The organism is Paenibacillus alginolyticus DSM 5050 = NBRC 15375 (assembly GCF_000422905.1).
Lineage (GTDB): Bacteria > Bacillota > Bacilli > Paenibacillales > NBRC-103111 > Paenibacillus_E > Paenibacillus_E alginolyticus.
This window is the reverse complement of record NZ_AUGY01000153.1, coordinates 1-11,010: the sequence shown is the minus strand read 5'-3', so window position 1 is coordinate 11,010 and position 11,010 is coordinate 1. Positions and strand designations below refer to the sequence as shown.

14 protein-coding genes are annotated in these 11,010 nt (G+C 41.2%); all 14 read right to left on the bottom strand.

Features of this window, described 5'->3' with window-relative positions; all coding sequences use genetic code 11:
• The coding region (locus G519_RS48210; protein ID WP_208860929.1) for an IS66 family transposase zinc-finger binding domain-containing protein at positions 1–479 on the bottom strand (479 nt) is incomplete at its 3' end.
• A gap of 68 nt (positions 480–547) precedes the next feature.
• Positions 548–904 carry an IS66 family insertion sequence element accessory protein TnpB gene (gene tnpB, locus G519_RS0136090; protein WP_029198724.1) on the bottom strand — a complete coding sequence of 119 codons (357 nt, stop codon included), beginning with the start codon at positions 902–904 and terminating at the stop codon, positions 548–550.
• The gene (gene tnpA / locus G519_RS0136085) at positions 898–1,224 is read right to left on the bottom strand and encodes an IS66 family insertion sequence element accessory protein TnpA (protein WP_029198723.1); all 327 of its coding nucleotides are present in this window, start codon (positions 1,222–1,224) and stop codon (positions 898–900) included. Before tnpA ends, tnpB begins: the two co-directional genes overlap by 7 nt.
• A gap of 28 nt (positions 1,225–1,252) precedes the next feature.
• On the bottom strand, positions 1,253–1,381 hold the full coding sequence (locus tag G519_RS53180; RefSeq protein ID WP_268614523.1) for a hypothetical protein: 129 nt from the start codon (positions 1,379–1,381) through the stop codon (positions 1,253–1,255).
• A 156-nt stretch (positions 1,382–1,537) separates the two neighbouring features.
• A complete protein-coding gene (locus G519_RS0136080) occupies positions 1,538–1,849 on the bottom strand; it encodes an STAS domain-containing protein (RefSeq protein WP_029198722.1) in 312 nt (103 codons plus the stop codon).
• Between the two features lie 11 nt (positions 1,850–1,860).
• Complete coding sequence (locus G519_RS0136075) at positions 1,861–3,924, bottom strand: flagellar assembly protein A (RefSeq protein WP_029198721.1); 2,064 nt, start codon at positions 3,922–3,924, stop codon at positions 1,861–1,863.
• Positions 3,925–3,940: 16 nt separating this feature from the next.
• Positions 3,941–4,771 carry a PP2C family protein-serine/threonine phosphatase gene (locus G519_RS0136070; protein WP_029198720.1) on the bottom strand — a complete coding sequence of 277 codons (831 nt, stop codon included), beginning with the start codon at positions 4,769–4,771 and terminating at the stop codon, positions 3,941–3,943.
• A 5-nt stretch (positions 4,772–4,776) separates the two neighbouring features.
• Positions 4,777–5,094: an STAS domain-containing protein gene (locus G519_RS0136065; RefSeq protein WP_051254013.1), complete on the bottom strand. Its 318-nt coding sequence runs from the start codon at positions 5,092–5,094 to the stop codon at positions 4,777–4,779.
• Between the two features lie 14 nt (positions 5,095–5,108).
• Entirely contained in the window at positions 5,109–6,680 is a 1,572-nt protein-coding gene (locus G519_RS0136060; protein ID WP_029198718.1) for a methyl-accepting chemotaxis protein, read from the bottom strand.
• Between the two features lie 21 nt (positions 6,681–6,701).
• Positions 6,702–7,730 carry an alpha/beta hydrolase gene (locus G519_RS0136055; protein WP_051254011.1) on the bottom strand — a complete coding sequence of 343 codons (1,029 nt, stop codon included), beginning with the start codon at positions 7,728–7,730 and terminating at the stop codon, positions 6,702–6,704.
• Complete coding sequence (locus tag G519_RS48205) at positions 7,720–8,661, bottom strand: ATP-binding protein (protein WP_051254009.1); 942 nt, start codon at positions 8,659–8,661, stop codon at positions 7,720–7,722. The genes G519_RS0136055 and G519_RS48205 overlap by 11 nt, the downstream gene beginning before the upstream one ends.
• 18 nt (positions 8,662–8,679) lie before the next feature.
• The gene (locus G519_RS0136045; RefSeq protein WP_029198716.1) at positions 8,680–9,399 is read right to left on the bottom strand and encodes an SDR family oxidoreductase; all 720 of its coding nucleotides are present in this window, start codon (positions 9,397–9,399) and stop codon (positions 8,680–8,682) included.
• Positions 9,399–10,217 carry a 6-carboxytetrahydropterin synthase gene (locus G519_RS0136040; protein WP_029198715.1) on the bottom strand — a complete coding sequence of 273 codons (819 nt, stop codon included), beginning with the start codon at positions 10,215–10,217 and terminating at the stop codon, positions 9,399–9,401. Before G519_RS0136040 ends, G519_RS0136045 begins: the two co-directional genes overlap by 1 nt.
• 22 nt (positions 10,218–10,239) lie before the next feature.
• On the bottom strand, positions 10,240–10,821 hold the full coding sequence (gene folE / locus G519_RS0136035; protein WP_036635186.1) for a GTP cyclohydrolase I FolE: 582 nt from the start codon (positions 10,819–10,821) through the stop codon (positions 10,240–10,242).
• Between the last annotated feature and the right edge of the window lie 189 nt (positions 10,822–11,010).

The window sequence follows — 11,010 nt, the reverse complement described above, 5'->3', positions numbered from 1 at the left end:
CGTTCACAATGCCTGCAAGCATACACTTGCCGAACATGCCGCACAATTTTAACTTCTGCGGGAATAACTGTGATTTCATTTCGCGTCTCCGTACTCATTTCATGAAGCGCGCCGCCGCAACATGTACAAATTTGCTCTGCCTCTGGCAGCTTATAGCTAATTGTTTCCACAGGAAAGTGATCCAGCTTAGCCTCGCGACTACCGACAGACTTCTTGCGGCTGTAGGTTACGCTCTCGGTATCTGGCTCCTCGGAGGCAGGCGTAGAAAGGACTTCGGCTTCATTGAATAAGTCCATCGCGATTTGATCTGAATCCGTTTTTTCGCTTGAGGCACCGAAGCGCTTTTGCTGGGCAAGCCGAAACTGCTCTTCGTACCAGCTAATCTTGGCCGTCAGCTCGGCATTCTGCTGTTCAAGCTTAGCCGTTTTCTGTTCTAGTTCTTCTATGGTAAGGTTGGTAGTTGTCGTTTGATTTTCCATACTTTATACTTCGACAAACCATGCCCGATTCTTGCAAAAAAATGTGAACAACCTTTGAAAGTTGCGCTTTAAATTACACGTTGAGCTGTAACTTGCGGATGTGCTTTCTTTTGTTCCAACGACAAACCGTCAAGAAGCCAACGGAGCTCGCGAGGTGTGATTGCCATCGGCGTAGCCTTCGGTTCCACGGGCCACCCAAACGTACCACGCTCCAACCGGCGATAGAATAACCAAAACCCGTTGTGTTCCCAAAAGAGCATTTTCAGCTTATCCCTCTGGTGATTACAGAATACGAAAAGGCTGCTGGAGAAGGGATCGAGTTCAAATCCAGCTTGCACAAGTGCAGCTAAGCCGTCGATAGATTTTCGAAGATCTGTGCTGCCACATGCCAAATAAACACGGTCGATGTTAGCCAAGGTCAGCATGACAAATCTAGCGCCTGAACGATCTCACGGAGTAAATTAGGATTAAAACCAGCCTGAACTTCAATTCCGACGTGTCCAACACGAACCGTGAGGGGAGATGAAGGTGAGGAAAACTCGGCTGAAGGGCTATTGATGGCAAGAGGCAGCCAATTAGAAGATGAGGATGTAGAGGATGAAGGCTCATTCAATTTCCGGAGCCAATATTTTAATTGGTGAGTCGTTTGGCCATGCGTTTGGCACCAAGCAGCCATGGTCAGACCGCTGGTTTTAAAATCTGTGATTCTAGCTGTCCATTCTTGCAAGCGTTGCTGTTTGTCCATGAAACAACCTCCTGGATTTAGGATATGCTCATTTTCTCATGGACTGATGGGATATTAAATGTGGGGAGTATTTGACGCTTACGAAACTAACATGATCCACTGCTGTCACTTGGCCATAGGACTTGGTTAGTCCTTTCACTTCCACAATGTTGGTCATCACGCTTTCTCCCCTCTTCGCACCATTTTATATGCACTTAACAATCCAAGTGGTCGTAAATAACGTCTAAAGGTGCTAAAGTTTTCACCTTAGCACCTCTGCAGAGATTATAGTAGAATATAGTACCAACCATATACAAAATAGGACTCTTCCGAACTAGACGAACACATCAGAACCTAAGATATCAGTCATTTGTAACATTTCAAATATTAACTTAACATCTTCTTGTAGGTTAGTGATATGGATAATTGCACCCTTTTCCTTTAAACTTCCTACTAGCGAAATTAGTAGACCGATCCCCGATGAGTCAACAAAAGAAACACCACTGAAGTCTAACTCTACTCCACCGTGTCCCTCTAACTGTGTAGCAATCTCATCTTCCATAATTTCCGTGACCTCTATATCTAGGTCTCCTTCAAGCTTTACAACGACTTTATCCTCTAATTTAACAGTTTCATAATTAAACATTCTATCACCCCTTAAGATATTTGTAATGACCCATCATCATCTAACCTAGCATATAGATTAGACATTTGAAACATCAATTTTTGCGTCTTTGAGCCGACTTGAATTGTAGTATCATCCAAGACTCGTTTAACCCTTATGTAACCAGTTTCCGATACAGCTATTTTCATATCTGTTCCGCCACCTCTAGCTCCAACCTCAACTATATTTACGCTTTTTTCTGCGTACAGATCTCCACCCCTGACGAAACCATCAATCACTATCGAACCTTTAGCATGTAATTTTGAGTTGTACACCCCATGCCCAGCAATAAGTATGTCACCACTAGAGTATAACTCACTATTTTGTACAAACTCAGATTTTATAAATACTTTTTCATCATCAGATATTTTAGTTGACGCGTATAGAACCTCCGCCTGACGGATAAATGTGAGTATGTCTTCTACCGACTTGAGAGTAGACACTCTGGTTGTTACGAAGTTTTTATACAGGCTTTCCACGAAACTCAACCATTCATTATCTAGGACATCTGACCCTCCGTTTACCTTAGTAACTAAGGTAGCAGTTAAAGTTGAAAAAGATTTAAATTTACCGTCACATAAAATTCTCAACAATGGTCCAAGTCCAGTCACTGTCAGAGAACCTACCTTAAAAGCTGATACCGTAGAAAGTTGATTTATTGCTGTGTACATATTCTTCATTTGCCTTATTACTTCGTCTAACAATTGTGCTAACTCTGACTTCAACAAACTTCCCTTTCCGGCAGTTATACTGCTAGCGATAATATTATTTTGTACAAGAATAGACTTACCTGCTAGTATAGTAGCCCTGTTAACGTTACACCTAACCAGTAAGTTACCCCTTGCGTCCACTAACATACCATCCTGCACTGAACCCTGTACCTCTACATCACCCTTGTAACGAACATTCCCAATATCTAAGGTTACATCCTTTACTATAACTAGCTTGGGTGTGACCGAGATCAAAGCTAATTGCCCCTTCAACTTTACTTCAGGATGTCCTGTTTCAGTTGCGATCACCTTAGTATTATCCTCCACCAGTGCTACGCCTCTTCCTGGCTTTACTATCACAGGATGGACTTCAATAGGCAATACAGGCTCATTCGTAACAGAAGTCCCTACAACTCCTGCAGTTGGTGCTATAACTATACCAAGAACTTGTCCGTAATCAGCAGAAGGAAATTCCGTCACCTCGCGGTAATCTACTGTCCCATCATCTCTTTCTTTAACACACTTTTTTATATCTGTATCTTGTAAAGGTTGAAAATAACCGTTTTTTCCTTGTGTAGGTGGTAACCCCTTAGCTATTACAAAATTACCACCCGTCTCACTAGAGCAAGCAAGTGCTATATCAGAATAACTTACCCCAAAAGTTACTCCAAGCTCTTTTAACTTATGCATTACTGGAGCTGTATCCATAGTAACTGGTATACGCTTTTCTTCCAACTCAAGGTGTATATAGTTACTAGGTTCCTTATCCTTCAACCTCGTAATTACCTTAAACCCTGCTGTTACTACCAAGACTACCTCCATCTTATCGGGACTCATTTTAAGTTCCCAAGAGGGTGCTAATTCCTCATCCTGTAAGTCTACTCTAAGAACATCAAGCTCACTAATAATTTCAGTTCGTTCAACCAAAACATCATTCTTATATAACTGAATATTTTTTACAGGTGCTATCAATGGGTACTTATCTTCCGCATCCTTACAAAATATCAAACCATCTGAAACCCAAACTTTTCCCGCTAAATCAGCTTCGTTACGAACAGACTTGGCAACTTTCGGAAAAGCAACCGTATTAGAGTGCTCTTCAATCACCAAGTTCTCTACGACATCTTCCAAGCTTTCTACTACTATATCGGGACTCAACAAGACAACACTAGAATCTTTTACGACCACACGAATAACAGCAGGTTTAGACATAAGACCTAAGACACCTTTTTTCTCCGTCTCAAGTATCTCAATATCTACTTCGTCCCTACTTACATGCAATAGTTCTAGTGCAAGGTCTAAAGCTTCCTTTACTGACTTTCCCTTGGAAACAATACTTTTCCCCATTTACTGACCCTCCCTTTTAGAGGGATACCGGAGCATTAAAACTCGAGATCTCCGTTGTGTCCCTGCCAACCTTTAACGTTACCATAGTTATATCATCTTTCTGCACCATACCATCCGTAAATTCATTTACACTGGATACGACAGCCTTTTCAATATAAAAAGCCGTTTCTCCGACATTACTTTTAAGCACATCCAAAAGACGACCCGTTTTATACATTGCACCTTCAGTGTTTTGTGCTTCGATAATCCCATCTGTGTAGAGGAATAATAGATCTCCTTCTGATAGAAGAACACTCTCTTCAGTGTAGACCTGATTAGGTAGACCACCTAGCATTACCCCTTTGAGAGGCGGTGGTACAACAACACTCCCTTCGGCACTTACTATTTCAGGAAGGGAGTGTCCTGCATTGGCATATATAAATGTACCCGTAGAAGGTTCCCAATCCGCACAAAATACTGTTACGAAGGAGTTCAATACTCTTAAATCCTTATACATTGCGTTGTTCATCGCCGTCAATGTCTCGCCGGGACCTTTAGTGGCTTCTGCTGCAGTCCTAAATGCTCCTCTTGTGAGAATCATCAACATTGCTGCAGGAATACCCTTACCCATCACGTCACCAATAACGATTCTTAATCTACCATTCCCTAAAGGGTAGAAATCGAAGTAGTCCCCACCGATCAATCTGGCGGGTATAGAGATACCCGAAACTTCACCACTACTTAATGTAGGAGTCTCACAATTAAGCAGTTTTGTTTGAATATTTTTAGCTAGGTTAATCTCACGTTCTAGAGTCTTATTCATAGTATTATCAACTGAATTTGGATGTGATAGCTCTCTATGAAACATTAGGATCAACCCCTTTCTTTTAAGAGCGTCTTCTTAATCTTGAAAACCCCAATTGTATCAAATAACTCCTCAACCATAGGTGACATACCGACAAATGTCACCTTGGAGTTACAATCACTTGCTTCGTGAAGGACTGATAAAATAGTACCGATACCTGTCGAGTCGATAAACTCCAACTCTGAAAAATCCATAACACATTCAGATATGCTATCAGTTAGCTTACCAGTAATGTCTAACGAACCCATAGTGGAGAAGTCCAGTACCCCTTTAAGGGTTATTGTTAGTGTTGTATTTTCAATTTTTTGCTCTACTTCCAATACCATGTACACGCACCCCCTTACAGTTTAAATTTATCTAGTTGAGCAAGCAAGGAACGAGAGATTTGGGACAATTCTGCTGACTGCGACTGTAACGACTTCAGTAAATCCGCCAAAGTAATGGTTATATCTGTAATGGACGACGATCTATCTCCTGTCATAGATCGTATAGTCTCAATTTTACCGATAAGTTTTGATGACTCTTCCGTCTTAGGCAAGGATTCCAAATGGCTTTCTAAGGCTTCCAAAGAATCCATTACTTCTTCTGCATACTCACGTGTTTGTGAAGTTACTTCCAGAGACACAGTATACATCTTATCAACGGATTTGTTAGCCTCTTTCTCCAAAACCTTAGACATTAACTGTACTTTTGTAGCTTGAGAGTTTGTTTCCTGTAAAACAGTGCTTAAGGTGTCTACCATGTGATTTGTACTTACAGACAAATCTTGCAGTTCACCCTTACTTTTTACATCACTCTTTACTCTGAAATCCCCTGACTCCAAAGACTTTATCTGTACAATAATCTTATGGATGTTTCTGTATATGCCACTGAAGAAATTCGCACTAAGGATGAATAAAGCCAACAATGAGATGAACCCTGAGATAATCAGGATAGCTGAGTGTCGGTAGAGAATAGAACTCAATTTCCCATAGTCCAAGGCGATGTAGGTTACTTGGTCACCCTCAATAGGTAGGAACATTTTGTAAACCTTTTTACCACCGATGGTCTCAATATAATGCGTCTTTTGTGGGTTTGTAGCTAAATCCTTTAGGACTTTTTGATCCTTGTCACTCATGTACTTAAAATCACCATGAACGATCTTATGCAATGGAGGATACAAGGTTGTCTCCAGTGTAGGATCAACAAACACTTTAGGAGTCAGTACAGCCATCTCTACAACGTATGGGTTTTCGGACTTAACCTCGGTAATCCAAGAAGCAGGTCCAACTTCCTCTGTGAACTTGTAAACTTCATTTGCCTCAATGTACGGATCAATAATATAATCTGTACCGGGGGCATGGTAATACGCATACTTGAAAAATACAGGAACATCCCCATGTGAACCCGATTGTGCTGATTGTAACACCATCATATTGATAGCATTATAAGCGTTTGGCATATCCGGCTTTTTACCATCTAGTAAATCTTCATGCGTCTTTAAAAAACCAAACTCTTTGAAACTAAAACCAATTTCCTTTTGATCAGTAGACCGAACACCCACTACATTATCCTTTTCTGGTGTTCTAGCAAACAATGTAATACCTGCGAGTCCAAACTCTTTTTGAAGTTTGACCAACTCTTCAGTTGTTACATCTTTAAATGATGTTTTGTTTAACCTATCGGCAATATGCTTAGAAACAGCAATTAACTTTAAGTCTATCTGATGTTCGATTGCCTTAGAAGCCGTGTTTGTTTCTTTAATACCATGCTGAATACTCGTTGAAGCTAAAACTGCTTGGTTATCCGTCTCATCAGCGATTTTACTACTGATAATAGACTGTTGAACAATACCTGACACAACAGCAATCAATAAAAACACCACGAACATACGAATTAAAAACTGTTTCCTTAATGAACTTTTTGCTAACATTTAATTACCTCCTTAGTTTGGCTATATTGTATACCATTTGCTAGAAATTTTGCGTATTTCGTTTAACCTGAAGTTACAACAGTGGGATTCGTCTGAGTACTCGAAAAATTCACTAGTGCTTGGCAACTTATTATATAATTCCATAAGACCATCGTAAGGTACCATCCTATCCATACCCCCATGATAGACACGAACAGGTCTTAAGAACTTTAATCCCTCAAAGTCGGGTGCTCCTTCACCATCAGCTAGGTACAAGTTGAACTTACCTTTGAAGTAGTCTGAAAAGTGCATTTTACCGAAACCAATAGCAGGGCTTACTGCAACCGCTTTAGATACTTTCTCATTACAACTACCATAGATTGCCCAACCACCACCAGTACTTGTACCAATGAGGTTTAAAGCTAAGTCAGGGAATCTCTCTGCTGTAGCATCTATCACCTTATCGATAAACAATCTTAACTGCTCCTGCGTAGCTTTACGTCCCTGAAAGGCAAATGTACTGCCTTGACCCGGTCCATCGTAACTGACAGTAGCGAATCCATCTTCTACGAAGTCCTTTTCATACAGATACAACTCCTCTTTTGAGGAGTCAATTGGATTGATAAGTATTACACAACCCTTTGCATGTTCAGGTATACGTATTCGACCTGCGCAAATATGCCCGTCCACATCAAGTTCGAGGTACTCCGTTTTTACAGGAGAAATTGAATCTGCACGATGAAATACTTCTTGGCTCTTTATTAGTAAATTTTTCTTCTCTTTAGTTGGAACAGGGAATATCCACTGAGCTAAATTAAAGTAAAGTGAAGATTTTCTATACATTTGCTCTGCTTCATGAAAGTCTAAAGTTGACTCAAGAAAACTAGCTGACTTTTCCATAGAGTCAGCTAGTTTAGTCCAGTTAGAAACCCACTCTTCCAGAGAAGTACAGGAATGACGAATAGAATCTAGATCGGCTTTTTCAAGACCATGAACCAACCATCTAGACCAAAACCCATCACTCAGATGAGACATTTCAATTGTTTTCTTAATGACCTCATTACTGTTCACTGGATTCATCTCCTTTATCGTTAAATACAATAACCAATGTTGACCCTTTAGGCGACGTTCTCAAATACACATTATCCGCCATTTTCATCATTAAAGTGAATCCCTGACCTAAGGACTTCTTAGTAGAATACCCTGCGGTTAAAATCGTATAAGGAAGTATCTTTAAGGGGAAACCTGTTCCAGTATCCTCAACAACGAGAATAACAGAAGAATCCGACTTAATGATAGTTAATTTACCATCCTTCGCATGTTTAAGAATGTTTGTAATTGACTCGGAGATTATAAGTAGATACCCCATAACGGTAGAGGACGGTAAGCCAAAAACACTTAGACTCTGTTTTGCTACCTCTCTGACTTTAGATATATCAGGTCTTTCAACAATCTTTTCCTCGCAAATTACTTCACCCTTAGTATACGTAGGGATTTCATCTTCCTTGATAAGCAGAAATTTACGCTGACTTGATGCATGGATAACATCTCTGTATACTTCCCACACAATACCCTCAGTACCTTTATCCTCTGTATGGTCAGGACTTTTCATATTGAAATACATATTTGGGGTATCTTTTATTTCTTCATAGATTTCCAACAGGTACTTATGATGCTTATCCGGTAAATCCATTTCCCTTATTTTGAAATATACATCTGAACCCAACTCAAGCCAACTAAGTAAGCAATGAGCTAGATAAATCACGTAGTCATCTTCACTCGACTTGTCGCATTCAACAATTTCTGTGTGTAAGGCTGAGTAAAGCATACCACCCCCTACGCAACTATCTAGGTGCAATAAAGAACCTAGCTTATTCGCTATCCAAGCTACTACTGATTTTCGTTGATGCTCATAGATAGAGTCAACAGATGAAGGTACAGGGAGTGCCGGACTACTCGACACCTCTGCACCTTTAGGCGACCTACTGAAAAATGACTTCATCCTACTCCCCTCCTAGTGCTAAAGTATGCCTAAAGATGGCATAACAGTTAGCTCATCAATTACTGCACCATCGGGCTGACAGAGTAGGTAGACTAAGTGCTTAGCCAGTGTTTCAGCAGGGATCATTTTATCCCTATCTGGATGGCTTTCCATACCGTCCCAAAATTCTGTGTTAACTGATCCCGGAAGTACCGAGGTTAAATAGACTCCACTACTTCTCAACTCAGTCTGTAGGACTTTCGTCAACCCCACTACACCGAACTTAGAAGCAGAATAACCCGCACAACCTGCTAAGGCTGTTGTCCCTGCAATGGAAGCCACGTTCAAGATACGCCCTGACCTGTTCTCTACCATGTGCCTACCGAAGTGCTTACAACAGAGGAAGGTTCCCTTGAGGTTTACCGCAATCATACGGTCAAAATCCTCTACCGATATATCCAACGCTGAACCGAAAACACCATTTCCTGCACAGTTTATCAAGGCGTCGATCCTACCGAACTTACGAATACCACCTTCCACGAACCCCTTAACAGATTCTTCAATGGACACATCGACAGGAAGTCCAATAACGTCCGTATCGAAACCCCAGGCTAGGCTCGAAAGAGAATGTGCGCTCCTTGAACCAAGAAGGAGATTCGCACCTTGACTGGCTAAAAGAAGTGCAGTTGCCTTACCAATACCGCTAGTAGCACCTGTAATCGCTACTGTTTTACCCCTAAGGGATTGGGGTTCGAACATTAAACCTCACCCTGCCCTAGATACTCAAAGTAGTTTTTCTCGGTTTCCCAAACACCAATCTTGTGCAGGTTAGGAATGTACGGTGCTAACATGTTGTAGACCACATAAGCCAATACCTCCGAAGTCGGATTCAAGTCGACAAACTCTTCCGTATCATGGTTTAGGTGCTTGTGATCGAACTTATCCATTACCACTCGATCTACGATTTCATCCAAATCAGCCAAGTTCATGATCATACCTGTTACTGGATCTGGTTCACCCTTTACCGTTACATCAACGTAATAGTTGTGACCGTGTCCATGCGGATTGTTACACTTACCGAACAATTCTCTGTTCTCTTCATCAGACAATTGATTGCTATGCAAACGGTGTGCTGCACAAAAATGGTACTTCCTAGTCAATAAAGGCATATCATCCGACCCCTTCTCTGCCGACAAATAATGATTTTCATACAAACGAATTCGATGAAGCTCGCATCCCTCGAATTTACCATCTAACTCAGACCAAATGTACTTGACCAAGTTCTCGGTAGTGGGAATGTTATTAACGAAGTGAGGATGTTCTCTATCCAAGAACTTACCGTCCAATTCCCGTTTTACAAAGTCGGTTACAATATGCTTAATATCGTTGGTGTTTACCACGATACCCGACTTCCAGTTGATCTCACCTTTAACCATGACTTCCAACTTGTAATCGTGACCATGACCATTGAAGTTGTTGCAACGACCAAAGACACGTTTATTCTCTTCTCCGCTCCACTCAGGCACATTGTAGACATGAGTTGCGGAGAAATCTACTCTTCTCGAAAGATAAAGCATAACCCAACCTCCTTGTCTACAATCAGCTTCTGGAAATAGAACGCTCGAATTCCTCGCAAAGGGCAACGTTCTCAGCGAATACACCCTTTTTAATGGTGGTGATAGTAGAAGTTCCCGGCTTTTTAATACCCCTTGCACACATACAAAGGTGTGCACCTTCGACAGTTACAATAACACCCTTAGGGGAAAGAACATTGACGATTGCGTTAGCTAATTGCATTGTCATACGCTCTTGTACCTGTGGACGTTGAGCCGTTAGCTCTACCAAACGAGCAAACTTACTAAGTCCTACAACACGTCCGTCTGGAATGTACCCGATGTGCGCCTTACCAAAGAAAGGAATCAAATGGTGTTCACAAAATGTATGGTAAGTGATGTCCTTAACGGTGATAATACCGTCATACTCTTCAGCGAAAGTTGTGGTTAATGCAGTCTCAGGATTTACCCCCACTCCGGCAAAAACTTCACGATACATCTTGGCGACACGCTTTGGAGTGTCAAGTAGACCCTCACGATTAACGTCTTCACCGATCTCAGACAAAATAGTCCGAATGCTGTCCTCTAATGCATTTCTTACCGCAACATTGTTAATAGTTGTACTCATTTTGTTATCCCCTATTCACCATGAATTTGTCCTACTAATATCTTTACTGGACAGTGAAAAGTTCTTGTCGAAAAAACGTTGCATAGAAAAATAACCCAGTCAGGCGATCGTATGGTATCCTTAGGTTCCAACACGAAAGGATAAAATCGCTGAATGGGTTATAACAAGCAGTTTACCCCATTTCAAAGC

Bases quoted from the DNA above. Each gene is read 5' to 3' on its own strand.
- tnpB (WP_029198724.1), bottom strand. From the start codon at position 904: ATGCTGACCTTGGCTAACATCGACCGTGTTTATTTGGCATGTGGCAGC.
- tnpA (WP_029198723.1), bottom strand. From the start codon at position 1,224: ATGGACAAACAGCAACGCTTGCAAGAATGGACAGCTAGAATCACAGAT.
- G519_RS53180 (WP_268614523.1), bottom strand. From the start codon at position 1,381: ATGACCAACATTGTGGAAGTGAAAGGACTAACCAAGTCCTATGGCCAA.
- G519_RS0136080 (WP_029198722.1), bottom strand. From the start codon at position 1,849: ATGTTTAATTATGAAACTGTTAAATTAGAGGATAAAGTCGTTGTAAAG.
- G519_RS0136075 (WP_029198721.1), bottom strand. From the start codon at position 3,924: ATGGGGAAAAGTATTGTTTCCAAGGGAAAGTCAGTAAAGGAAGCTTTA.
- G519_RS0136070 (WP_029198720.1), bottom strand. From the start codon at position 4,771: ATGTTTCATAGAGAGCTATCACATCCAAATTCAGTTGATAATACTATG.
- G519_RS0136065 (WP_051254013.1), bottom strand. From the start codon at position 5,094: ATGGTATTGGAAGTAGAGCAAAAAATTGAAAATACAACACTAACAATA.
- G519_RS0136060 (WP_029198718.1), bottom strand. From the start codon at position 6,680: ATGTTAGCAAAAAGTTCATTAAGGAAACAGTTTTTAATTCGTATGTTC.
- G519_RS48205 (WP_051254009.1), bottom strand. From the start codon at position 8,661: ATGAAGTCATTTTTCAGTAGGTCGCCTAAAGGTGCAGAGGTGTCGAGT.
- G519_RS0136045 (WP_029198716.1), bottom strand. From the start codon at position 9,399: ATGTTCGAACCCCAATCCCTTAGGGGTAAAACAGTAGCGATTACAGGT.
- G519_RS0136040 (WP_029198715.1), bottom strand. From the start codon at position 10,217: ATGCTTTATCTTTCGAGAAGAGTAGATTTCTCCGCAACTCATGTCTAC.
- folE (WP_036635186.1), bottom strand. From the start codon at position 10,821: ATGAGTACAACTATTAACAATGTTGCGGTAAGAAATGCATTAGAGGAC.